At 46.3% G+C, this 23,197-nt stretch carries 21 protein-coding genes and 2 tRNA genes; 9 read left to right on the forward strand and 14 right to left on the reverse strand.

Annotation, left to right across the window (positions count from 1 at the left end; genetic code table 11):
• Positions 1-12 precede the first annotated feature (12 nt).
• A complete protein-coding gene (frr, locus tag HUF13_RS02115) occupies positions 13-546 on the reverse strand; it encodes a ribosome recycling factor (protein WP_173388163.1) in 534 nt (177 codons plus the stop codon).
• 244 nt (positions 547-790) lie between these two features.
• Complete coding sequence (locus HUF13_RS02120) at positions 791-2,512, reverse strand: right-handed parallel beta-helix repeat-containing protein (RefSeq protein WP_173473600.1); 1,722 nt, start codon at positions 2,510-2,512, stop codon at positions 791-793.
• Between the two features lie 139 nt (positions 2,513-2,651).
• Here HUF13_RS02120 and HUF13_RS02125 point away from each other — a divergent pair, with 139 nt between their 5' ends.
• Genes HUF13_RS02125 through HUF13_RS02150 form a run of 6 tightly spaced genes read left to right on the forward strand, consistent with a single transcriptional unit; the run spans position 2,652 to position 6,802 of the window.
• On the forward strand, positions 2,652-3,236 hold the full coding sequence (locus HUF13_RS02125; protein WP_173473601.1) for a TetR/AcrR family transcriptional regulator: 585 nt from the start codon (positions 2,652-2,654) through the stop codon (positions 3,234-3,236).
• The gene (locus HUF13_RS02130) at positions 3,233-3,757 is read left to right on the forward strand and encodes a GNAT family N-acetyltransferase (RefSeq protein WP_304038712.1); all 525 of its coding nucleotides are present in this window, start codon (positions 3,233-3,235) and stop codon (positions 3,755-3,757) included. Before HUF13_RS02125 ends, HUF13_RS02130 begins: the two co-directional genes overlap by 4 nt.
• A 32-nt stretch (positions 3,758-3,789) precedes the next feature.
• A complete protein-coding gene (locus HUF13_RS02135) occupies positions 3,790-4,413 on the forward strand; it encodes a CatA-like O-acetyltransferase, family 2 (RefSeq protein ID WP_173473602.1) in 624 nt (207 codons plus the stop codon).
• A gap of 55 nt (positions 4,414-4,468) precedes the next feature.
• A complete protein-coding gene (locus HUF13_RS02140; protein WP_173473603.1) occupies positions 4,469-5,734 on the forward strand; it encodes an NAD(P)H-dependent oxidoreductase in 1,266 nt (421 codons plus the stop codon).
• A 30-nt stretch (positions 5,735-5,764) separates the two neighbouring features.
• Positions 5,765-6,100: a DUF3795 domain-containing protein gene (locus HUF13_RS02145; RefSeq protein ID WP_173473604.1), complete on the forward strand. Its 336-nt coding sequence runs from the start codon at positions 5,765-5,767 to the stop codon at positions 6,098-6,100.
• Between the two features lie 12 nt (positions 6,101-6,112).
• A complete protein-coding gene (locus HUF13_RS02150; RefSeq protein WP_173473605.1) occupies positions 6,113-6,802 on the forward strand; it encodes an aspartate/glutamate racemase family protein in 690 nt (229 codons plus the stop codon).
• 93 nt (positions 6,803-6,895) lie between these two features.
• On the opposite strand, the gene HUF13_RS02155 is transcribed toward HUF13_RS02150, so the two are convergent.
• From HUF13_RS02155 to HUF13_RS02190, 8 genes are all read right to left on the reverse strand, one after another.
• Positions 6,896-8,626, reverse strand: coding sequence for an alpha-1,4-glucan--maltose-1-phosphate maltosyltransferase (locus HUF13_RS02155; RefSeq protein ID WP_173473606.1), 1,731 nt, complete (start codon positions 8,624-8,626; stop codon positions 6,896-6,898).
• 89 nt (positions 8,627-8,715) lie between these two features.
• Complete coding sequence (locus tag HUF13_RS02160; protein ID WP_304038713.1) at positions 8,716-9,990, reverse strand: carbohydrate binding domain-containing protein; 1,275 nt, start codon at positions 9,988-9,990, stop codon at positions 8,716-8,718.
• Positions 9,987-10,832: a TIGR02147 family protein gene (locus HUF13_RS02165; RefSeq protein WP_173473607.1), complete on the reverse strand. Its 846-nt coding sequence runs from the start codon at positions 10,830-10,832 to the stop codon at positions 9,987-9,989. Before HUF13_RS02165 ends, HUF13_RS02160 begins: the two co-directional genes overlap by 4 nt.
• Positions 10,833-11,153: 321 nt before the next feature.
• Entirely contained in the window at positions 11,154-11,753 is a 600-nt protein-coding gene (locus HUF13_RS02170) for a GNAT family N-acetyltransferase (RefSeq protein ID WP_173473608.1), read from the reverse strand.
• Between the two features lie 296 nt (positions 11,754-12,049).
• Positions 12,050-12,133: transfer RNA gene (locus HUF13_RS02175), tRNA-Leu, on the reverse strand.
• A 141-nt stretch (positions 12,134-12,274) separates the two neighbouring features.
• Positions 12,275-13,072 (reverse strand): hypothetical protein, encoded by a 798-nt coding sequence (locus HUF13_RS02180; protein WP_304038715.1) that lies wholly within the window; start codon positions 13,070-13,072, stop codon positions 12,275-12,277.
• Entirely contained in the window at positions 13,069-13,689 is a 621-nt protein-coding gene (locus HUF13_RS02185; protein ID WP_173473609.1) for a hypothetical protein, read from the reverse strand. Before HUF13_RS02185 ends, HUF13_RS02180 begins: the two co-directional genes overlap by 4 nt.
• 9 nt (positions 13,690-13,698) lie before the next feature.
• The gene (locus HUF13_RS02190; RefSeq protein ID WP_304038717.1) at positions 13,699-14,487 is read right to left on the reverse strand and encodes a hypothetical protein; all 789 of its coding nucleotides are present in this window, start codon (positions 14,485-14,487) and stop codon (positions 13,699-13,701) included.
• Between the two features lie 34 nt (positions 14,488-14,521).
• On the opposite strand from HUF13_RS02190, the gene HUF13_RS02195 reads away from it, so the two are divergent.
• Positions 14,522-15,910: a toxin-antitoxin system YwqK family antitoxin gene (locus HUF13_RS02195; protein ID WP_304038718.1), complete on the forward strand. Its 1,389-nt coding sequence runs from the start codon at positions 14,522-14,524 to the stop codon at positions 15,908-15,910.
• A gap of 143 nt (positions 15,911-16,053) precedes the next feature.
• Here HUF13_RS02195 and HUF13_RS02200 read toward each other — a convergent pair whose 3' ends face one another.
• Together HUF13_RS02200 and HUF13_RS02205 are read right to left on the reverse strand one after the other, a co-directional pair.
• Positions 16,054-16,512 carry a type II secretion system protein gene (locus HUF13_RS02200; RefSeq protein WP_173473612.1) on the reverse strand — a complete coding sequence of 153 codons (459 nt, stop codon included), beginning with the start codon at positions 16,510-16,512 and terminating at the stop codon, positions 16,054-16,056.
• A gap of 7 nt (positions 16,513-16,519) precedes the next feature.
• Entirely contained in the window at positions 16,520-17,068 is a 549-nt protein-coding gene (locus HUF13_RS02205) for a Tfp pilus assembly protein FimT/FimU (RefSeq protein ID WP_173473613.1), read from the reverse strand.
• Positions 17,069-17,286: 218 nt separating this feature from the next.
• Between HUF13_RS02205 and HUF13_RS02210 the strand changes: the two genes are divergently transcribed.
• Both HUF13_RS02210 and HUF13_RS02215 read left to right on the forward strand, forming a co-directional pair.
• Positions 17,287-17,369: transfer RNA gene (locus HUF13_RS02210), tRNA-Leu, on the forward strand.
• Positions 17,370-17,407: 38 nt separating this feature from the next.
• A complete protein-coding gene (locus HUF13_RS02215; protein ID WP_173473614.1) occupies positions 17,408-17,833 on the forward strand; it encodes a hypothetical protein in 426 nt (141 codons plus the stop codon).
• 330 nt (positions 17,834-18,163) lie between these two features.
• Here HUF13_RS02215 and HUF13_RS02220 read toward each other — a convergent pair whose 3' ends face one another.
• On the reverse strand, positions 18,164-22,555 hold the full coding sequence (locus tag HUF13_RS02220; RefSeq protein WP_173473615.1) for an InlB B-repeat-containing protein: 4,392 nt from the start codon (positions 22,553-22,555) through the stop codon (positions 18,164-18,166).
• A 119-nt stretch (positions 22,556-22,674) separates the two neighbouring features.
• Complete coding sequence (locus HUF13_RS02225; protein ID WP_173473616.1) at positions 22,675-23,193, reverse strand: hypothetical protein; 519 nt, start codon at positions 23,191-23,193, stop codon at positions 22,675-22,677.
• Between the last annotated feature and the right edge of the window lie 4 nt (positions 23,194-23,197).

Below are 23,197 nucleotides of genomic sequence, written 5' to 3' on the forward strand. Positions count from 1 at the left end.
GCAAGCCCCGGACTACACCTTGAGGATGTCTGCTTCCTTTTCGGCGAGCAAACGGTCGATTTCGGCGATAGCCTTGTCGGTTGCCTTCTGGATTTCGTCCTGCTGTTTCTTGACTTCGTCTTCCGGCAAATCCTTGTTCTTCTTGATGGCATCGTTAGCATCGCGGCGGATGTTGCGGATAGCCACGCGACCGTCTTCGGCATGCTTGCGGGCGAGCTTTGCGAGTTCCTTACGGCGTTCAGTCGTGAGAATCGGGAGCGTCACGCGGATGCAGTTGCCGTCCTTCATCGGGGTAAGGCCGATATTTGCAGCGAGGATTGCCTTGTCGATAGCATCGACGAGCTGCTTTTCCCACGGAGTCACAAGGAGCATACGCGGTTCGGGCACGGAAATCTTAGCCACCTGAGAAATCGGAGTCGGTGTGCCGTAATAGTCGATACGCACGCCATTGAGGATCGCTGGGCTAGCCTGACCAGCACGGATCTTGGAAAATTCACGTTCAGTGGCCTCTATGGCCTTGTCCATCTTTTCAGAATATTCAGACATAAGTAGTAAACAGTGGTTAGTGGTTAATAAACAGTGGTTTTGCAAAGATCATTCAACTACAGAGCGGCCCACTCAGTGTCATCCTGAGCGAAGAGCGATGCACGGAATCGAAGGATCCAAGCGTTAGTTATACGTTTGAAATATAGGTAAAATTTTTAGAAGGAGGTTTATGGATAGGGTTATGGTTTTACAAATTTTGTGGAAAATAAGGGCCATTCAGCAAAGGTTTAAGGATTTATTCTAATTACCAAACATTTACCCTTTGCAAGAGACGACCTCTCCGCACCAAATACACTCCTGAAAATTTAAACTTTGTACGCAATACATTTGTAATGGAGCTACCGAGCAAGCGTTCTGCCGGCAAATCACCTAAGTGTCGTCCTTGCAAATCAAACACTGCTACCAAGCCAAATGTTTTTGCAGAATAGCCTGGGCGCATTACGATAGAGGTCGTGACGGAACTACTAGACGAAATATTCGCAGAACTGCTCGACTTTGCAACAACACTGCTCGAAAGCCCGTATTCGAAAGCGCCGAGGTCAGGAGCTTTACCTGCAAATGGGAACCCGACATTTTCACCTTTGTCAATCGCGCGGCTACCCTTCTTGAGTTTCAAGAAATCTACATCGGGCAAGCTTCCGTCAGCTTTGCGCGGGCCAAGCATTCCCGGAATTGTCGAGAGATCTTCGCCAGTCACAGTCATGCTCGGATCGTCGAGACTCACAAAATCATCTTCCGTCAAATCGAGATTCAAATTCCAAGAGTTGTTTTCGCCAGCTGGGCAATCCACATAATGGTCGATGTTCTGGCTCGAGATTTTCTCCCAGCAAGTCCCGATTTGCGATAGTTTGTTCGGAAAAGCGATATTATTCTTGAGTACGTGTGCCTTGTTTCCCATTAACGGAACAACTTCAGCAATGCGAGTTCTTTCATCTTCAGCGTAAATTGTTGAGGGCATGCCAAAAGAGCGGTCCCCGTTTTTGTAGGAGGTGTTATTAATCCATGTGCTACCGATGGTCGTGTAGTTCGCATAGAAACCGGTGGCCACATTGTTCCAAGCGACGCAATTTTTAATGATGTGTCTCCCCATATCATTTCGGCTGTATCCCATCTTGAACCCGTTGCCATTCCCGTTAGGCGGTTTACTAGTTCCGTAATGAATGTATCCGTTTCCCATAGCGTAGCTGTTTTCCACAACTACCGGAAATTCCTGGGCCAGCACGTCATAACCGTCATCGCTATTCCACCAGGCTCGGCAACCAATGAATTTGGTGGTATCGCCGTCATACTGGTAATGCACACCAAAACCGTCGGCATTTTCGCCATCGCCTTGCCAATCGGTAGGGTCGTAATTGTCGTGCGCGTCGCAATTCAAAAAGAGGTGTCCACCTCCGCCCGATGCTCCGTCGTGCGCAAAAAATCCCGGCCCAGCGTTGTGGTGACTATCAATCTGCTCCAAGAAAATGTGCTTGCTCGCGTAGATGAAAATGCCCGAATTGGAATTGTGAATCATGGGCGTATTGCGAACTTCAAAACCTTTCAGGTGCAAATACTTTGCCGCAATCACGATAGGCGAAGTGTACATCGCTCCTTCGGGTGTACCGTCGCCATGCTCTTCGCCCGCGGCCACGGGGAGATTTGTCGCATCAAAAATCGGACGCTCGCCTGGGTAGGCCAAATAATGAATGCGCTTGTCGTCACTCTCGCCGCTCGCCGTCAAGAGAATGCCCGCAGTCATTTTATACCGAGCATAAAAAACCGTATCGTTCAAGTCGTATATGCCACCGCGAACCCACACAGTATCACCCGCCTTTACAACAGAATTTGCCTTGTTGAGAGATGCGAAAGGTTTGTCCTTTGCGCCCGCCGCATTGTCGCTGCCGTCGGTAGCCACATAATAAACCGCCCCAAACGCTTGAACCGCAGCCAAGACAAACCCCAATGCATATACAAACTTTTTACTCATATAACCTATTATAAAAAAAATTGATTTATGTGAATAAGACTGATAGTCCAAATTAAGCAATAACTCTTCAAATGTGAAATTGACAGGCTAACGTTTATTAGCTATTTTAGCTAACATCCATTAGCCAAATTTTAAAATCATGTCTACAAAAGAAAAAATTTTAGAAACAGCGCTAACCATGTTCGCCAAGAACGGCTACAACGGAACAAGCATGGAACAGATTGCCCAAGACGTGGGCATCAAGACGCCATCGCTTTACAAGCATTTCAAAGGCAAAGAAGACATTCTAAACTCGCTGATCGACATCGCCGAAGCTCGTTACGAGGAAAACTTCGGTTCAGACAAAAACATCGGCAAGTTGCCCGAAAGCATCGATGAATTTTTACGCTCAACCACAGAAAGAATTCGTTTTACAATAAACGACCCCATCATCCGAAAAATGCGCATTTTTTTAGTGCAGGAGCAGTTCCGTAATGAACGCCTCGCCGAAATTACAACACGCCACCAAATGGACGGCATTCAAAAAATGTACCAAAAGATTATAGAAGATCTGATGAACAAGGGGCTATTCCAAAAAGACGACCCCGCCTTGCTAGCCATGGAACTCATCGCCCCCATAACAGTTCTCGTTTCAAAAGCAGACCGTCAGCCCAAAAGCAAAAAAGATGCATTAAAGCTCATTGAAAAACACATTAAACACTTTGTCGAAATTTACAAGATATGATGGAAACAAATAGAATTTTACTGCGTCCTTGGAAAGAAAGCGACGCCGAAGCGTTGTTCAAATACGCAAGCGACCCCGAAGTAGGGCCACATGCAGGCTGGCCGCCGCACAAGTCCGTAGAAGAAAGCCTAGAAATCATCCGCACGATTTTCAGCGGAGAAGGAATGTGGGCAGTCATCTGGAAAGAGACAAACGAAGCCATCGGTTGCGTTGGCTATTTGCCGTCTACAGTTTCGAACTTGAAAATTGCGGAAACCGAATGCGAAGTAGGCTACTGGATTGCCCGCCCGTATTGGGGAATGGGAATTTGCACCGAAGCGATGAAGTTGGTGGTAGACTACTGCATCCGCGTGAAAGGCTTTACCGCTCTGTGGGGAGACTACTTTCTCGACAATCCGTCATCGGGCCGCGTGATGGAAAAATGCGGATTCATCGATACCGGAAAAGAAACGTTATGTGCAAGCCTTGCGGTAGGTTCCGACCGCCCCGTGAGAGTGATGAAACTCTGTCGAAACAGATAAAGTCATCGGTGAACATATTTAAGGCAAAAAAAATGGCAAAAGAAATCGATCCGAAAAGCACTACGAGAGCAAAGGCATTTGAGTTTTGGATGCAAGCTCCGAATCCGATGGTGACATTTTTCAAAACGCTGAATGTCACAAAGCTTGTGAAGCTTAGCAAAAAACGCGGTTTGAAGTTCAACATGCTTATGGATTACTGCATCGGCAAGGCTGCGGCTAGCGTTAAGGAGTTTTACATGCTCCCGGTCAACGGCAAGCTCATGCAATACGATTCGATTGCAGTGAATACAATCGTGAAAAACGACGAAGGCGAAGTCAGCTCTTGCGACATCCCGTATTCCGAAGATTTGGCGACATTCAACCGCGATTACCTCAAGTACACAAAAATCGTGGCGGAAAATTGCCAAGATTGGGACTTATCCGAAAACAGCATGGTCATTGGTACTTCGGCTATTATCGATACAGAAATTGACGGCGCAGTCGGAATGAATTCCGGCATTTTCAACAACCCGTTTATGATTTGGGGGCGTTACAGGAAGCATCTTTTCCGCTATGAATTGCCGGTTTCGTTCCAGTTCCACCACACGCAAATGGACGGGGCTCACGCCGGAAAGTTCCTCGCGAACCTGCAAAAAACAATCGTCGAATTACGATAAAATTCGGTGACACTTTTCAAGACCTCAGGTGTTACAGATAAAAAGGACTATTAAAATGACTTTAGTATTGAACACATTGGAATCGGGCGATTGCTCGGAACAGATTAAAGCACTATTTGCGAACAAAAACGAAGAAATAGAAATTGTCAACACCGCAGATTTGAAAATTATACATTGCATGGGCTGCAACAACTGCTGGCTAAAAACCCCCGGCATTTGCAGCATCAAGGACGATTACGAAATCATCCTCAAAAAATTGGTCGGCGCTGAGAACTTCTGGGTTGTAGCAGATACGAAATTTGGCTTTATCGACTACCGCGGCAAGCAAGTCCTAGATCGCGTTGTTCCGATGCTGAATATGTACATCGAAATCCGCGACGGATGGGAACGCCACCAACTGCGCTACCACGCCATAAACTTTGGAGTCATTTACAAGGGCAACGGCAACCGAGAACTGCTCGAAGAATGGAGCATGCGAGTTGCTAGGAACATGGCGGGTAAATCGCTCGGCGTAATCGCACTGGATGCACAGCAAGCAAGAGCTAATGCGAACGTGGATGTATTCGAAAGTGCGACAGATACTGCACCGGAGATTGCGATGGGAACGGCCGCGACTCCGGGAGAATGCGCCGCGCCCCTCCCCCAGCACATCCTTATTCTTAATGGAAGCCCGCGCATCAAAAAGAACAGCAACACAAACAAGATTATCCAAGCATTTGCCGAAGGGCTCGAAGAAGCGGGAATCACGCACAAACTTTATTCGCTCTCGAACCATGCGGAATGGGATGAAGCCCGCGAAGCGTTCATGACGAATGACAACATCATCATAGCCTTGCCACTCTTTGTGGAATGTACGCCGAGCCTGTTGCTTGAATTCTTGAGCACGCTCCCCACGGAACGCAAGCGACCCGCAAAGCTCTCTTTCATTCTTCACAGCGGATTTGACGAAGGCCATCAGCTGCGACTCGGTGAAAAATTCTTGAAATCACTCCCCGCTCAGCTCGGTTGCACTTACGGCGGCGTTCTCGTGAAAGGCGGCAGCTTTATGCTCCGTGACCGCGAAAACAACTACATCAAAAAGATGACTGACAAAATTCTAGCCTCTTACGCAAAGATGGGACTGTCGTTTGCCCGCAACGGCAACTTCATGACGCCAGAAGCACAGAAGTTCACGGGCCCCGAAAAGAATCCTTGGATAGCTCGATTGCTATTCAATCTCATTTTCAAGCGCATTGTCAAAAAAAATTTCGAACGAATCGCACAAAAATGGGGCTGCACTCGCCCGCTAGACGACAAACCGTATTTAATTCAACAAAAGTAATTTCAGAACAGTTCAATAGAGAAATTTATTATGAATAGCTACATCGCCTGCTGCGGCCTCGACTGCGAAAAGTGCGAAGCCCGCCTTGCCACCATCAACAACGACAACACACTGCGCGAAAAAGTCGCAAAAGAATGGTCAGAACTCAACAAAGTGGAAATCACTCCGCAAATGATCAACTGTACCGGTTGCCGCATCGAAGGGCCCAAAACTCCATTCTGCCAATCGCTCTGCCCTATCCGCAAATGCGCACAAGGCAAAGGCTTTGCCACCTGTGGTGAATGCAACGAAGTAGAGCACTGCGAAACGCTCAGCATGATTACGAGCCACAACGATTACGCTCTCAGCAACTTAAAATCAAAATAACTGGAAAGTAAAATGAAAACTATCGGACTTATCGGTGGAATGAGCTGGGAAAGCACCATCACCTATTACGAAATTCTGAACAAAGAAATTGCAAAAGCGCTCGGCGGATTCCACAGCGCAAAAATCATGATGTACAATGTGGACTTTGCCGAACTCGAAGCGAACATGTCGAGCGGCAACTGGGACGGAAACGCCAACATTCTTTCAGATGCAGCCAAGCGCCTCGAAGGCGCCGGCGCTGATTTTATCGACATCGCCACCAACACCATGCACAAGCTCGTCCCGCAAATCGAGAAAGAAATCCGCATCCCGATTCTGCACATTGCCGATGCGACCGCCAACAGCATCAAGCGCGATAACATCAAGAAAGTCGCCCTTCTCGGCACCAAATTCACAATGACGCAGGACTTCATCAAGAACCGCCTCATAGACGCAGGCCTTGAAGTCATGACGCCCGACGTCCAAGACATCGAACTCGTGAACGACGTGATTTTCAACGAGCTCTGCCTCGGCAAAGTTCTCGATAAATCCCGCAAAGAATACCAAAGAATCATTGCGGAAATGAAAAAACGCGGCGCCGAAGGCGTGATTCTCGGCTGCACCGAAATCGGCATGCTCATCAGCGCAAAAGACAGCGTGCTCCCCACATACGATACAACAATCATCCACGCGACCGAAGCCGCGAAGATGACGCTAGAATAAAGCTGCTATAATTAAAATAAAAACGCCCGAAAGCGCTAAGCTTCTGGGACGTTTTCAATTGCGGTTAGGCGCCTTCGTTCGAGCGCAACAATTTTAGATTTTCTTCAAGATAAACATGTGACCAGGAGCCTTTGCAGGATCAAGCTTCACATAGTTCTTGTTGCCACGCCAAACATAGCTTTCGCCAGTCACGACATCCTTCAAGAAGAAGAACGAATCGTTCTCAAGTCCAAGCTTTGCCATGTCGAGTTCAACGATACCTTCTTGCACGTGGTCCATATCCATGTTGCACACGCAAAGAATCACGTCATCGCCAGTCTTTTTGGAATAAACCATGAGCTGGTCATTCTGCGCATAATGGAATTCAAGGTTATCGTATTCCTGCAACGCAATATGTTCCTGACGGGCGACATTCAGACGACGAACAAAGTCTTGAATGCCCGGGCCAGACCAATTGTGTACTTTGTACTGATACTTTTCACTATCGGCCAATTCTTCCTTGATCGGGCTCGGAATGTTTTCGCAAAGTTCATACCCGTTGTACATACCGGTCAAGCTCGAAAGCGTTGCTGCCAAGAAATAGCGCTGCTTGAACGCATTCGGTCCCTTGTATGCAAGGTACTTCGGGAAAATATCCGGAGTCGTCGGGAAGAAGATACCACGCATGTATTCCTTAGCATTGGACTGCGTGAGTTCCTTCAAGTACTGTTCGAATTCCCACTTTGCTGAACGCCATGCAAAATACGTGTAGCTCATGTCGAAGCCGGACTTCGCCAAGCGATGCATCATCTTCGGGCGGGTGAAAGCTTCAGCAAGGAACACGAGTTCCGGGCGTTTTTCCTTCACGTCGGCAATGAGCCATTCCCAGAACGGGAACGGTTTTGTATGCGGGTTGTCGATGCGGAAAATTTCAACGCCCTTATCAGCCCAGAACAAAATAATGTTCTCGATTTCCTTCCAGAGTTCCTTGTAGTTCTCGTTGTAGTAATCGAACGGATAAATATCTTCGTACTTCTTGGGCGGATTTTCAGCAAACTTGATGCTTCCGTCCGGTTCGTGATAGAACCATTCCGGATGCGACTTCACATACGGATGGTCCGGGCTGCAGTTGAGAGCGATGTCAAGCGCCAAGCGGAGTCCCTTAGCACGGGCCGTCTTTGCAAAATGCTCGAAGTCCTTCATGGTCCCAAGTTCCGGGTCCACATCGTAATGGCCGCCATGCTTGTTCCCTACAGCATACGGGCATCCCGGTTCAATCGGATTCCCCTTCTTATCAACCAAGGCATGGAGCGCATTGTTCGCGCCCTTGCGGTTCGTAACGCCAATCGGGTGAATCGGAACAAGATAAACCGTATCGAAACCGAGGCCGGCAATGTAGTCGAGCTGCTTTTCGCAATCTTTCCACGTTGCAGACTTTTTCGGATCCGTGCCTTGGCTCTTCGGCCACATTTCGTACCATGTACCGACGCGGCTGTAAGTCGGATCCACACGGAGCTTCATCACCGGGCTTTCAGTCGGAACGTCTTTCGGCTCCCTGGTCCAAGCGCAAATTTTGTATTCGTAATAGCCGATGTTGCCGACCGTGAAAGTACCTTCCCACAAGTCATTATCGACAAAATGCATCGGAGCCTGTTCCCACTTTTTCTTGGAAACGTGGCGGTAAAAAATCGCAGCATCGTACTTTTCGTGACTGTGGCGGAAAATGTCAGCCTGCAATGTCACAGTGTCGCCGGGTTCACGCTTAAGCATGAAACGGCCGCCCTCGATACTCGGGCGAATATTTTCAATAACTAGATTTTCTTTTAGAGTTGGAATAGTAGCCATAATGGCCTGAATGTAGAAAAGTTACTAATTAATAGCTAGTAGTTACTAGAAAAAAAGCATTAAAACATTCTAGTAACTTAGTCCCATAACTATTTAATCCTTATAATTTGCACATCCTTGATCCAGAACGTGGCTTCATTCTTTCCAAGATTCAAGTCCAATCGAGCAAACGGGTCCGTCACAATCGCCGTAAATTCGACTTCGAACGAACGACCCGTTTTCGTGACAGGCACATGTTCTTCAAAACCAATTTTTTCATACGTGATATACGATCCAAGACGTGCCGTAATTTCTGTTTCGATGTCAGACCAAATCGTAAATACAAACTTGTACTTAGCACCTTTCGCTACAGAAATATCTTCGTGGAGGATTTGCACACTATAGGACTCAGAACCACCTTCCGAAACATGGACCTTCATCAAATTAGATTTGTCTTCTTCAATTATCGCGGTATCCGCAGCACCGCCAAATTGCGTATAGAAAATCCAGTCTTGTCCACCGTCCTTAAAGTTTCCGTTAGTAATAATGTTTTCATAGAACACATTATTCAGTTCATTCAATACATCAGAGGTATAATCTTTAATTGTCAAACCTTCGTCATTCGTATATTCATACTGCAAGGAAAGGAAACTAGGAATAAAGCGTTCATTCAAGATTTTCCAAACGTTTTCATTGGAATTTTCACTTATATGAATCACGCCATCTTCGCCAACTTCTGCAGATGCGAAATCAATTCCGTCGATAAAACGGTGCACATGGAATATTACAGACAAGTTCACTAACGAATCTTGAATATCAATCTGCGAATTGCGATAAAACAAGCTGAACAACTGGAAATGGGACAATTCATAAACAAAAGGAACCTTTTTATCACCAACGCGAACACGACCAGAAATTGAGTTAAAGCCACCCTCACGAATAATCTGGAACGAAACCTTTATTTCCTTGAGGATTCCATGAGTTGACAAATCGAGGTTTTTAAAAGGATCCCTGTAAACAGCCCCGTCCGCAAACGAAACCGGGAGCACAGCAGCTGTGTTTTTCCTGTCCGGCCCAAGGTAATCACCATTATCCTGCCGTTTTCCGTTGCTTTTATTATAATAACTACAAGTGGCTAAGACCTCCGTAAGCACAAGGCGGAACGTATCGATGACCACATATTCATCGTCAGATGCGGACTTCGCCAGAGAAGCCTTTTTCGTTTCCGAATAATCAATCGAGAAATTAGCCGTAAAACCAACGTTCCTAGAAGCAATCTCCGGATTTCCAATTTCAATACCGGCTGTAGTGTCGGATTCAGAACACCCAGCATACCACAGTGCCAAAAGCACACAACCGATTATTGAAATCAAAGAACGCATCATACTCCTCGTGTTAGAGGGTACAGCTGAATGTTGACTTGCACAACTTCTTCCGCTTCACCCGCTTTAGCAGAAAAATCTAGCAGTTCTTTACGCATTAGTTGCAAATGTTTTTTCAAATTAGGGAAATCTTCGCGCTTTATGCTAAAAGTCAGGGCCGAAACGTCCCTTTGTGCGCCCGGAAGCGCCGAAAGCATGCTCGCAGAGAGCTTCAACATCTGCAAATGGTACATCTTGACCATCAAATCCTGGACTTCATCGTCCGTCGTAATCAGCGGGTCGCGCTGACGGAAACCGTTAGCGGTCTTCACCAAAAGTCCCACTTCCACCAACAATTTAAGCGACTCGGTCACCTGCGCAGGCGTCACTAGCCCACCGAGGCGTCTAGAAATCCAATCTGGAATCGGGCGAAAATCCTTGAGAGCCACCATTTCAAGAATGGCGGAATGGTGCCATTCACGGAAAATACGGAACTGGGCCTTGTCCATCTTGTGCAGTTTAGAACGCGGGCTAGCCTTCAAAAGCTGAGCGTAATAAACCTGTTTATCCGCATCCGTCTGAGCCTGATTGAAGAAAACAAGACTTTCAAAATATGCGGCACGCTGGCCATCCAAGCCGAGACCGTGAATGAGCTTTACTACCGTATTCTTTGTAATGTTTCTCTTGCCGTCAATAGTGAGCTTAAGATGGGCGTGGCTCGAAAGCCCAGCCTTCTCTGCGAAGAAACGGAGGCTAAACGCTGGAACCGTCTTCTTCTTATACTCATAGTAGTCCCGCAAATACACACGGTAGTTCGTGTATTGCAGAACATCAGGTTCAACTATGTGATTTTCTCCTGTTTCCATATTTTCAAAAATAGAAGAGTTTCAAGGCAATTTCAAAAACTAAAAACGCTTTCTCGTTTACTGAGGTAACCATTTGGTTACAGGACATTGCCCCCACAACCATCAGAAATTAGGCGTTAAACCGTTGCGAGAACACAAGTTGTGGGGGAAGTCTCCCCCTGATTGCAGCCTTGCCCTTTAAGCACACCCACCAGAAAAGGTCCCCGAGCCTGCCGAAGGACCGTAGTGAACACAGTCGAAGGATCTAGGGCAAGTCTTCCATACACCCCCTCTAGCGGGGACACCCCGCAACGCCCCGAAATTCAGACGAGAGTGCGTCAGCTATTCCGCATCAAGCAAGTCGCGCGCAAGGAGCGAAAATCGCAAATGGTCCTCGAAATTCCCGTGGATTCGTTCGTACTCGCGGCAGAGACCTTCCTCTTGGAAGCCAGCACGGCGGGCAACCGCAGCACTCTTCGGGTTATGGACCGAAGATGTCAGTTCGAGGCGATTCAGTCCCATCGCAAAAGCTTCGCTTGATGCCAACAACAACGCTTCCGTCGCCAAGCCTCGACCGCAAAAATTCTTTCCAAGCCAATAACTAACTGTTGCCGAACGGTGCTTCCACTGCACCCACCCCAGCATAATGCAACCTGCGATTTTCAGGTCTGCATTAGCGACCTTCTCGAAAATGCCCCAGCAAGCGCCATTCGCCATCTGCGCCTGCAAGTTCCAAGAATCGATTCTTGAGGCAACGCTTTCAACCGAAGTACATTCCTCCGGCCACGGCAAATGTTCCTGCAAAAACTCTCGAGATTCGTCAATCAGTTCGAACAGCGACTGCGCGTCCGCTTCACCAAGCGGTCGCAAAACAACATGTTCGCCAACGATTTCCTCTAACGAAAATTCGCAAGGTTCAATTTCTTCAAAAGCTTCGCTCATCGCAATTCAATGCTAGCAAAAAAAATTATAGCGGAATTGCCCACAAGACGTCATTCTCCGAAGGAGACAACCTCCAGAACGTGTGTCGAGCCATCGTCATTCTCCGGAGGAGAATCCATACTTCACATAATCGCAAATAGAATCGTATGGATCCTCGTTTCACGAGGATGACCTCTCCACCGACCGGACCTTGACCTAGGGTAACCGCATCACCAAGCAGACCTTGGTCGAGGGAAACCGCGTCACTGCACTCACACAAAACGAAAACCCCGGTAGCGAACTACCGGGTTTTTCAGTGCGGATGAAAGGACTTGAACCTTCATGCCCTCGCGAGCACTAGAACCTGAATCTAGCGTGTCTACCAATTCCACCACATCCGCGTGGTGCACCAAATTTTGAAAAAAAAAGCCCTTTTGTCAAGGGGAGGTCTATAAATAAGGGTATTTATAGAAGGCCGTTAAAGAGAAATGCACAATGAACGTCATGCGGGCGGGGTCATCATCCGCGCCATTTCTTTCGCGCTATTTGCGAACAGCTTCGCGAATCCATTCCATGCGTTTGTCTTTCCAATACGACCAGTCGTGTTCGCCCTCCGGGTCAAACCGGAGTTCGCAGTCCACCTGAACCGCCTTGCAAAAATCCGTTATCCAAGGAACCGTTTGGTCCGACGGATAAAGCCGATCTTTGCCGCCCTGCAAAAAGCGCCACCGCCCCGTATGCATTTTTGGCGACACCGCAAGCGGAGTGGGTTCTCCCAAGAATCCGCCAAACGAACTCATGAGCAAGCGGTCATCCACCAACCGGCGCCCTTCTAGCGAATAGACTAGCACGCCCAAAGAACCATCCGAAACACCCACCAAAGAAACACGCTCCACCGGAGACTTGCGCCTTGCAGCCACAGAATCAAGCGCGGCATCAACCACACCAATCATGTTCTTCGTGACCCAATGATTCTCGCGACAAGCGGACACGCTTATCACAATTTTTTCAGAATAAAGATTTGCAAAGTCCATACCGGCGACAAGCCCTTTGGCACAATTGCTACTCCCCATGCCACCATGGAACCATACAACCACGGACGACTTGGCCGCATTCGCGCGACTTTTCATTTGCGAAGCATTCTTGTGGGTTGTCTTCGATTTTGCTTTAACAGCCTTCGGCCACCAGATCCCCGTTGGGCTTTGAACATCCGATGAACCAACTGGAACCATTAGCGAATCCGGCGCATTAGAGGCAAGTGCATTAGGTGTCGCAAAAGCCTGCACACCAACAAGCATCAACGCTAACAACACAGGAACAACTAAACTTAAACGCATCATTCCTCGTCGCTAGACGATTCCTGTTCCACAACTCGGCGCGGTTTGTACAAAATTCCAACAACCACCAGCACAAGACCAACCGTAAACATAAAGGCGACTAAACTCACGCCCATAAAGCACCAATAAAAATGATAGCCGTCCATCAAGAAATTCCAGCTTAGCGAGCCATCCGTCGATTCCATAGACTTAACGATATACTTGTCGCCCACTTTTACAGCACGTACTTCCATCGGGACATCGCTTGCATTCGTCGCCGAGAAATCATACCATTCCGCCATCTCGTCAAGAATTTCATCGTTTGCATAAAGGACGAACGTGCACTTCGTGTCGCCGTTGAGCTGGAAAAAGATTTTATCGAAAAACGGGATATTCGTGCCACCGAACAAGCTCGGCACAGCCGCATAGCTCACCTTGCCATAAAAAACATGCTCTGCAAGGAATCCCAGTTCTTCTGACATTCCGTATTCAAATGAGCCATCCGTCATTTCATAGGCTGAAAATTCTTTTGTAATAGTTCTTGCAAGCGGATAAATGTACCATGAAATCCAACTAGCCAGAAAAATAAACAACAAACCGAAATTAATAAAGGCAACTTTACGGACACGGAAAAAAGACATTTCAATTCCTTACTGTTTAGACTTGAATATAAAGAAGAACGTTGCAAGCAAAAGGACTAGCGACAAGAAATAGAACGCTAGCGGGATATTTGCCGACAACGAAATTTCTTTGACGTTTTCCATCTGGAAAAAATGGAGCAGTTCGTCACTCGCGCTAAGCGTCTTGTCGTTGTCGAACTGGAGCCAGGCGTTATGCAAATCCAGATTCTTTTGGAGCAACAATTCTACGCGTCGATTAATCGACACGGGCAAATCCAAATGGCTATCGGGCAATACAGCATACCCTGCCCTCGCGGAATCCAATTTACGCATAAGCGGCAATTCGACGCCAGCCGAATTCATTTCCATTAGGCGGTAAACTTTTTCAAGTTCGTCAAACCAGGCAGAACGTTCCGAAAGGTAACGCTGCAAGCAAGAAACTTTTGCAAGCACACTCGACTTGAAATTGGCGACCGAAGCCTTAGTCGGAGCCGAGAACCCAGCCTGTTCCAACTTCTGGATGCCGCCTTCGAACGAAAGCGCCACTTCGCGAAGCGTCATCACCTGCGCAAGGACTACCGCCGAATCCACCCCATAACCGCTCCGGACATGTTCCATCGAGCGCATCAGGCTCGCATCGGCATACTGGTAATCGCAAAGCGACTTGACATACTGGGAATAAACAGCCACCTGCGGTTTTTGCGAAACATAGAACAACGCCGTGAGGCAAATCGTCAGCACAACGACGAGCCACACCCATGGCGTCTGGATTTTCATGTGCAAAGTTTCTGCAATTATTTTTTTTGTTTGCTCGTTCACATCTAGAAATTACTTTTTTTCTACTTTACGAACAATGAAGCTCCGTCAATTAATCGCATTTTCTGCACTTTTATGCTATTTCGCCGGCTGTACTGTCGAGCGAGCCGAAGAACAAATCCTGGACAGGCACGTAAATGGTGTCAAAAAGACCTCCATCTGGGTTTACCCGGACGGAACCGTTCTGAAACGCAATGAATGGTACAACGATGGTATCAAGGAATTCGAAATTCCTTATAAAGATGGTGAACCGCACGGCGAATTCAAGCGCTGGACGGGTTTTGGCGATGTTGCGATGATCGGCAATTACAACAAAGGGAAGAAAGACGGCAAGTGGACCATCTATTACCAGAACAAGAAAGTCGAAGCCGTCCAATATTACAAGGACGACCACCCTGTTGGCGACTGGGAAGGCTGGCACCACAACCAGAACAAAGCGTTCGAAGAGCATTACGACGAGAACGGATTAGCGACTGGCGTGTGGAAAAAATGGCACGACAACGGCATACTCGCCGAAGAAAACAATTGCCATCAAAACGAACAGGGATTTTCCAAAGACGGCAAATACGAACCAATTGCGGGATTCATCAAACGCTATGGCCGCAACTGCAAAATCTTGGAAGAATTTGAATGCATCAACGGTCGTTTAGACGGCTCTTACAAAAAATATTACGAATCATATGGAGAACCCGCCTCCACCGAAGAAGACTGCAACAAGTCTCAAATCATGGAAGAAGGCACATACTACGCCGATGCCCTCATTCTCTCGCCAAGCTACTACAGAGCAGACGGTTCACTCATCAAGAGAATTGAATCTAATGAAATAGACGGCATCACCAAAATACAGTGGTTTGACGAGAACAGCAAAGTCATTCGCGAAAGCAACTTTATTCCGCAACGAACAGACGGTCCAACTGAAAGTTCCGGGATTTCTTATGGCACTTGTGAAAACTCGTCTACACTATTCTGCGCCGAAACTTCGTTTGTCCGTTCCACGCTCCCAAGCGGAACACTCGATAGCTGCACCCTGAGTTTCAAAGACAAATACAAACAAAACATCGGGAAACATCCCGCATCACTGCGTTATATCAAGGCAAAGCACAGCCTGTTGTACGAGGAATTATGGGAACTTGACAAAAAGAACGACGGCACATCCCACCTCATCGAAAGTCGCAGTTTTTATCCCGATAGCACAGGCGGCAAAATGGCTAGCGAAGGTTTTTGGATAGTAGGTCCAGAAGGCAAAGATAAACCGCACGGCATCTGGCGCAATTGGTACCCCAATGGAGTTCTTCGCGACAGTCTCACTTATGTATTCGGCGAGCGCATCGGCGATCAGTTCAGCTACGACAGCACAGGAAAGCTCACGATACATAAAACAGAAGCCGGCAAGAACCGGCCCGTGATTATGCATTTATTGAAATAGTTAATATGGGAAATTAAGTAGGAAGTAGTCAGTAGGAAGTTATATAATCGCGGCATGGTTCGGCAAGCTCACCAACCTAGTCAGGTCCCTGAGCCTGTCGAAGGGCTGCCTACTGTTTACTGTCTACTTTTTCGTTCTCTCATCTATCGAATAACGCTAGAAACTTCGATGGATTGCTTGGAACCTTTGAAATTCCAGAAGACCGTAACCGTAACTTGCTTGGCGTAAATATGTGAAGCGAGCTCGAACGGAGCCGGAGTTTGCAGCGAATTACTGGACGTAGCCGCAACAGTCACCTGCGAAGAATATGTCACAGTAGCGGAATCGCCAAGGCCACGAGCCCACTTGCGATTGATTTTCTGGACATTAAAAGTTGTATCAGCTAGAGCCTTCGATGGAATCGATTCCACCCCAACAGATTTCAAAGAGTCCAAAACTTGCTGGGCAACTTCGACAGCACCATCGCGTCCTCGGATACGCAACAAAGCATCGCCGTTTCCGCCCAGATTCCGCATTGCCATATAGCTAAAACCAAGGAGCGCCACAACGACCAAGGATACAACAACACCGAAGCTTTTCTTATTTTTGAAGAGTTTCGCCATAGTCTACCTACAACTTGCTCCAGAAGTCTCCCGCTCTCCACATCGGAACAATCGCGTTATTGTTTTTCGTTTTTTCGATTAGCCCGTAAACATACTGGCCACCGTACTGCATACAAATATACCCTTCCGAAGGTGTAGCAGAAAGTCCTATACGCGGAACAAACATAGCTCCATTTTGAGCCCAATCTTTACCGCTAAAAATATCTAGATCAACATCATCACAGCTAAATTTTGCCGGAGATTCGATATTAAACACATCGTACAATGCATCAGGTTTATCTACGTCGCAAGAGCCTTCAACCGGTTCATAAACTTGAAGTTCCTGTTCATTACTACTAGACATTTTCACGCAAAGACGCTTCGACATTCGGTTTGCATCGTTAGCAATGCGTTCCAAAAAAGCAGCTGTATTTATAGCGCAATCTTTCATTCGACTATTGGCAACAGCCCCTCTCAGGCCAGCAACCCCCATCGTAGCCAAGACACCCATTATTGCTACGACAATAACAACTTCTACTAGGGTAAAGCCGCTTTTTTTAGAACAGTGATTCAACATACAGAAATCTCCAAAGTGGACAACTCCAAAATTAACAATAAAAGTAATCCTCTTTTTAACTTTGGCCTAACTCGAAATATATATTAATGCACACTCAAAAGTAAATATTTGTAAACAGAAAATATTTTTTTAAGAAAAAATATGACTATTTCCACGCAATTTAGCACAATTTTGTCATCGAGTCCGTTCAAATTTGCTATATTCTGCACGCACAACCTGCCCAGGTGGTGGAATGGTAGACACTGGGGACTTAAAATCCCTTGGGGGCAACTCCGTGCGGGTTCAAGTCCCGCCCCGGGCATTGTTTTTGTGCTTCAACTTCGCAGAAGGAGGTAGATCATGATTGAATTCTATCCAAATAGCATATATTATCCGCGCGAAGCGGTCGATGAAAAGCTGGCCAAAGGCGAGCTTGAAAAGACCAAAAATTACTTGATGGGCTGGACTGAACGCCACCGCCAAGAAATTTGGGAATGCGCTCACGAAGATGCTGAAATCCCTTCTGATGAAATTCTGCTCGACAACCTGCGTGCGTTGCTCCTTTGCAAAGGATCGCTCCAGCCAGCTGCCGAAATGGGCGCCATGATCCGCGAAATCACGAAAGAAGTCTGGTACCAGAACGAAAACGGTCCGAAAGATCCGGACATGATTGCCGTGGACTGGCAGACGAAGTACCTGACCAAGTGGCGTGAAGCCCGCATGTTCGAAGCCTTCGTTCTCATCGAAAAGAACGCGAAAGAGCTCGTTGATATTCTCAGAGCGTAATAACAATACGGGCCATGGGCGTACCCGCCTACGGCTCACTTTGAGCTACAAGCATTTTCGCCCCGGACTAAAAGTCTGGGGTATTTTTTTGTTCCCAAAAGGCGCGAATAGCGACAAAAAAGGCGGTCGCAACATGCGATACCGCCTCGTAAATGGATAGAAAGACTTATTACAATTCTAGATTATTTAGTCATCCAAAATGATAATTCTCATTCTGTCCGGGTAGCTGGAATCAAGGAGTGCTCCCTGCACACGGATGGGAAACACCTTCATTTCAGGCCGTTTATATTTTCTCTTTTTCAATTCTAATTTCGTCATTTTTCAACGGCTTTATTTCACAAACTTCTTTCCGTAGTAAGCTCCACGAGCCTTCTTTCCGTTGCTCACGATACGGCCCTTAAGGTCGTAAGTATGCGGCATAAAGTTCACACGGTACGGAGTCGTGCGGACATTGTGCTGCCCGATAACGGTCGTATGCTCTTCTTCGGTTTCTTCATCGTCGATAATCACGATGCGCATAGACGCCGGGAGTTCGTCAATAGAGCTTGTCGTAGCCGTCTTGGCGATGGCACCGTTAGCACGGACAGCCGAAGCGGAAGGTTTCTTGACAAGGTAAGCACGCATCGGGTTAACCCATGCTCCTGCGGCAACCCTGACAAAATCACCCACTTCTACGCCGGCTTTTTTGTCTGCGTTGCCGGCAAATCCGTAAATGCTACCCAGTTCAGGATTGCCTTCTTCCCATTTCTTATAAGTCAAGCTTCCGCGGAATTCCCATTCCGAAGACTTGTTCGTACCATTGTCAACAGCATCCCTCGTGACTTCGAGCGTCACAGAGCCTTCGATATCGAACTTATCGCCATCCATCAAAACGATATACGGCGTGTAAGCGTTCAATGTCACATGTTCAGACGATGTGTTTTCCCAGACGACATGCATGCCGACAGCCTTTTGACCGTCTTCCACCACGATTTTGCTGAATGCAAGGACTTGCTTTAGACCCTTGATTTGGCTCGTGCTTACGCTGAACGGCAAGACGATGGTAGAACGAGATTCTTTCGTAAAGCTACGTTCGAACTTAACCGAATCGACCGTAATTTCTTCGTCAATATTCACAGTTCCGTCTTCACCATAATTAGCATCGATGGCTGCAATCGAAAGTCCATCCTCATCCTTGAAAATTCCGACTGAGGCGAAATCTGCAGTCCTTTCGAGGATAGCAAAGTGCTTTTCAATATCACCCCTATAATTACCCATGCCGGTGATTTTCACATAAGGCGCGGTCGAAGATTTTTCCACATTTTCAAAACATTCCACGGTGTAGTCCGTCTTGACTTTAAGCGTCTTTTTGCCATCCTTCACGACAACATCGGGGCAAACAGGATTACCCGTGTAAGCCTGAATAGCAATGTCATCGACAACGATATCCTCACTGGTAATCCACTTTAGAGGGGTAAGCATCTTGCCACTGAGTGAAGATCCATAATAATTAATGGGTACAGGCTCATCATAAATATTGCCATCTTCATCCTTAAAAGCTTTACCTTTGGCAATATCAATGGCCATGGAGGGGCTAGAAGCTGCTATACGGAGTTCCTCTGCGGTAATATGATCATCGGTGGAATTCCAACCTAAAGTGACTGACCATCCTTCCATTAGTGATGCATCTACGGAGCCTCCATTTACCACTAAATCATAAGCATAGATTCGACCTACGTTTATATTACCGCCATTGATTGTAGCCCCATCACCATCTGCCGCAATTTCATCAAAAGTGAAATTACCACCATAGATGCACAAATTCTCATAAATCCCAAGTTTTTTTGCATTGAACGAACCCGTGCCACGCGATTGCGTATGAATATAAAGAGCATCGAAATACATGTTTTGCGCTTCAACATTGAGTTTGGCGCCGTCAGCAAGGATAAGGTGAACATCATCACTGAATGAGAGAGCATTTAAAGCATCACTTGAGAAGGTCACTTCGCCTTGCACAACATACCATCCACCGGTAAATCTTAAATAATGATTTTCATCAGGTTCACCGATATCGCTTGTAAGCAAGAAATATTCAGTCACTTTCTGCGTCTTGCCATTTTCATCGACATATTCAACAGGCTTCATATCGTCCCATATTGCATAGGCTGTTGTATGGCCAGAAATAGGGGCGGACCAGTCAAATACCTTGGAGCCTTCTTTCGTAGCAGCCCATCCAACGAATGTTGTACCTACACGGGTCGGATCTTCGGGCTTTGTAACGTGCGCTTCGCCATTTTCGTCAAAGGATGCAATAGTCTCTTTGGGCTGGAGGCCATCCTGATTATCAATGTACACGATATAGCATGGCACTATAGGTTTATCCTTAAAGGCGTTGTCAAATTCATAACGATGACAAATTTTGCCATTTTCTTCCTTAAAGGTCTTGCCATTTGCAATAGAAAAACGATCCGCAGAACCTAAGGTATAACGGTCTTTTGCACTGCGCCAATCCAAGATAACATCATAAACCTTGAGTGTATATTCAGGTTCTTCTGCATCGGTATTAGAGGAAATATTCACGATACCGCTGTTAATATAAATTCTTCCGGGATAATATTCGGTTTTTACAGCAGGGCGACCAGCTGCATGGCCATTTCTTACGGTTACGATTCCTCCGTTAAAGGTCACTTTTTGATGGGCGAGAATTGTACTGTTTGTTTCTGACGAATCATAGGCCGTTAGCTTACCCGTGCCAAGCGTCTGAGCATAAAACGTCAAGTTGCCTGAAGATTGGATTACAGTCTTATCATATGCAACAGCTTTCAGTTCTGCGCCATCCGCAAGGATGATATGCGCATCCCCATTGAACGAGAGCGTGTAATCCTCAACATAAACGTCTACGCTATCGTAGAAAGTATTATGCACCACATACCAAGCGCCCGGGAGGTTGACGACGCCTTCTTCTTCGTTGGCTTTGATAAGGTCGCTTGTGAGCACGGTATAACTATTTAGAGATTGAGATTGACCATTTTCGTCAATATATTCAAGCCTGTCTTTGTTCCATTGAGCAAAGAGGGTCATATTTTCAGTGACAGGGATATTGAAAAAATATCCCCTTGTGCCATCTTCAGTGGTGGACCAGCGATAAAACTTGGATCCGTTGCGGGTTGGAGCCGGCGGCTCAGCAATGTTGGCATAGCCTTGTTCGTTGAAGGTCGCTGCAGCAACCACAGGTTCCGTGCCGTTCAGCGCTTGGAATGTAACCGCATAGCACGGCTTAAGTGTCTTGCCGTTAAGCGAGCTTAAATATTCATCTTTTTCCCATAGCGCATCATATACGGTTTCCGTCGAATAGACTTTACCGGTATAGGCTTTGCCGTCTTCATCTCCAAAAGCTTTGCCTTCGGCTATTTGAACAAAACTCCCCGGTTGATGACCACCAGCCACGATAAACATTCCAACTTTGATGGAATCAGTTTTTTTACGCCAATCCAAAGTGATTGAACCAGACTCAACTCTACCAACATTGTAAGAACCACCGTTAAATATAACACGACCTTTACTAGCAAACAATTGACCACCTACTTTCACGGAAATTCCGTTTATAATAAGATCTTTATTCCTTCCTGCACCTATATCACCTTGTACGTATTCATAGCTACCCTTCTGACTATAAACATTCAATTTTCCAGAGCCATTCTTCTGACCATAAATATTCAAGTTTCCTTGGCTTTTTATACCGAAGAGAATATCCTTTTCATACTCCACAACGTTAAATTCGGCATTATCCGCAATGATAAGGTTAACATCCTCGTCCCCAAAGTCAATTTGGCCCTCAAAAGTTACACGATCGCTCACTACATACCAGCCACCCGGCAATTTCGTTGACTCCTTAATGTTCGGTAAAAGTGTATCGAGGATGACATAATCCTCAACACTTCGCTCGACTCCGTTTTCGTCCATGTAGAAGAAAGGAGTCTTTGCGGGCACAAGTGTTTTGTCTAGGATGCTATAAATATTGTCAACAGATAATTGGCCGCTGTAAAATTTGCCGTTTTCATCCTTGACGTATAAATCATTCTTTATGGTGAAGGTGTTTGCATGAATTACATTGCGCACTCTAAAAGAATCTGTGGGATTTTTCCAACCAAGCGTAATCGATGTTGCGTCAAGTTCTTCTACATCGACATTACCACCATGAAATTCAAAATTTTGAACATCTATGCGTACATTATCTTTATGACTATCGTTTTTAGGATTATTATAATCCGTTGTGACGTGACCGCCATAAATAGCTATAGAGACATTAGATGCTGTAGTAGGGTCAATACCATTTTTGACATTTAATACACCCGTACCTAAAATGGGTTTATTGTAGCTAGTTGATCCTACGAAAATGGATATAGAAGGAACATCTGAAAGTCCTAAATCTTTTTTATAATATAATTTGTTGCAGTTTAAATAAGCTCCATCCATTAAAATAATCTTGATACTACCCTCGAACCCGATATTCTTATCACCCAGATCTACGGTGTCATATACCACATAAATACCGTTATTCTGCATAAGCGTCATATGGTCAATGTCTTTTGAGAGATAATTAAAAAGAGATACGGGCTCCCTTTCTCCGTTTTCGTCAATATAAAAGATATATCCCCACGAAGTTGCCGCCATAAGCAGGGTAAAGATGAGCACAAGCCCCAAACGGAGCGAACGTAATGAATGAATTAGATGACTGGTCATAGTATTTTAGCACCGTATTTGTTGAATAAACTTTTACAAAGTACAATGCTAAAAAAAACAAAGGAACAATACTATAGCCCAAATGGGTTATATTTTCATAATACTTTCGTAAGAAAGGATTAATTTGCGTGGAAGCGAATGGGGATCCAGATTTCGAGTTTGCCCTGCTTGCTCGGCGGAAGGCGCCAAAAATATTCGACGTGCTTTAAGAGCTTCACTTTGAACACATCGTCATCGCTATCCGAGAACATAATCTTCGGATCCATGAATCGTCCAAGGCTATCGAGCGTGAGGTGGAGTCCAAGGAACACATCGTCATCGGACTTAACGAACCTGTTCTCCTTGCGGTGCACCTTGACTTTTTTGAAATACTCCGATGAAAGGTAATGCAGCCCTGCAGCGCGACCTTCCAAGAACATCGCAAGCTTATTCAAATCGCGACCAGCCGTATTTTCAATCACGTATATCTCATCAATCGAGGGCATTTCGACACGCCCGACAAAAGCGTCCTCGACTGCACCACCTTCGTGGTCCGGAGCATCTACAATGGGGTCATACTGAGGAATACTGTAGACAAAGTACAGCACGGACACAAAGACGAGTAAAAAGGCGAGCAGCGGAGCGTTTCGTTTTAACATGGCA

The sequence above is a fragment of the Fibrobacter succinogenes genome (genome assembly GCF_902779965.1).
GTDB lineage: Bacteria > Fibrobacterota > Fibrobacteria > Fibrobacterales > Fibrobacteraceae > Fibrobacter > Fibrobacter succinogenes_F.

Coding starts and splice junctions, on each gene's coding strand:
- HUF13_RS02160 (WP_304038713.1), bottom strand. CDS start 9,990: ATGATGCGTTCTTTGATTTCAATAATCGGTTGTGTGCTTTTGGCACTG.
- HUF13_RS02195 (WP_304038718.1), top strand. CDS start 14,522: ATGAAGCTCCGTCAATTAATCGCATTTTCTGCACTTTTATGCTATTTC.
- HUF13_RS02120 (WP_173473600.1), bottom strand. CDS start 2,512: ATGAGTAAAAAGTTTGTATATGCATTGGGGTTTGTCTTGGCTGCGGTT.
- HUF13_RS02185 (WP_173473609.1), bottom strand. CDS start 13,689: ATGTCTTTTTTCCGTGTCCGTAAAGTTGCCTTTATTAATTTCGGTTTG.
- HUF13_RS02205 (WP_173473613.1), bottom strand. CDS start 17,068: ATGTTGAATCACTGTTCTAAAAAAAGCGGCTTTACCCTAGTAGAAGTT.
- HUF13_RS02165 (WP_173473607.1), bottom strand. CDS start 10,832: ATGGAAACAGGAGAAAATCACATAGTTGAACCTGATGTTCTGCAATAC.
- HUF13_RS02150 (WP_173473605.1), top strand. CDS start 6,113: ATGAAAACTATCGGACTTATCGGTGGAATGAGCTGGGAAAGCACCATC.
- HUF13_RS02225 (WP_173473616.1), bottom strand. CDS start 23,193: ATGTTAAAACGAAACGCTCCGCTGCTCGCCTTTTTACTCGTCTTTGTG.
- HUF13_RS02135 (WP_173473602.1), top strand. CDS start 3,790: ATGGCAAAAGAAATCGATCCGAAAAGCACTACGAGAGCAAAGGCATTT.
- HUF13_RS02140 (WP_173473603.1), top strand. CDS start 4,469: ATGACTTTAGTATTGAACACATTGGAATCGGGCGATTGCTCGGAACAG.
- HUF13_RS02220 (WP_173473615.1), bottom strand. CDS start 22,555: ATGACCAGTCATCTAATTCATTCATTACGTTCGCTCCGTTTGGGGCTT.
- HUF13_RS02170 (WP_173473608.1), bottom strand. CDS start 11,753: ATGAGCGAAGCTTTTGAAGAAATTGAACCTTGCGAATTTTCGTTAGAG.
- HUF13_RS02200 (WP_173473612.1), bottom strand. CDS start 16,512: ATGGCGAAACTCTTCAAAAATAAGAAAAGCTTCGGTGTTGTTGTATCC.
- HUF13_RS02155 (WP_173473606.1), bottom strand. CDS start 8,626: ATGGCTACTATTCCAACTCTAAAAGAAAATCTAGTTATTGAAAATATT.
- HUF13_RS02180 (WP_304038715.1), bottom strand. CDS start 13,072: ATGATGCGTTTAAGTTTAGTTGTTCCTGTGTTGTTAGCGTTGATGCTT.
- HUF13_RS02215 (WP_173473614.1), top strand. CDS start 17,408: ATGATTGAATTCTATCCAAATAGCATATATTATCCGCGCGAAGCGGTC.
- HUF13_RS02145 (WP_173473604.1), top strand. CDS start 5,765: ATGAATAGCTACATCGCCTGCTGCGGCCTCGACTGCGAAAAGTGCGAA.
- HUF13_RS02125 (WP_173473601.1), top strand. CDS start 2,652: ATGTCTACAAAAGAAAAAATTTTAGAAACAGCGCTAACCATGTTCGCC.
- frr (WP_173388163.1), bottom strand. CDS start 546: ATGTCTGAATATTCTGAAAAGATGGACAAGGCCATAGAGGCCACTGAA.
- HUF13_RS02130 (WP_304038712.1), top strand. CDS start 3,233: ATGATGGAAACAAATAGAATTTTACTGCGTCCTTGGAAAGAAAGCGAC.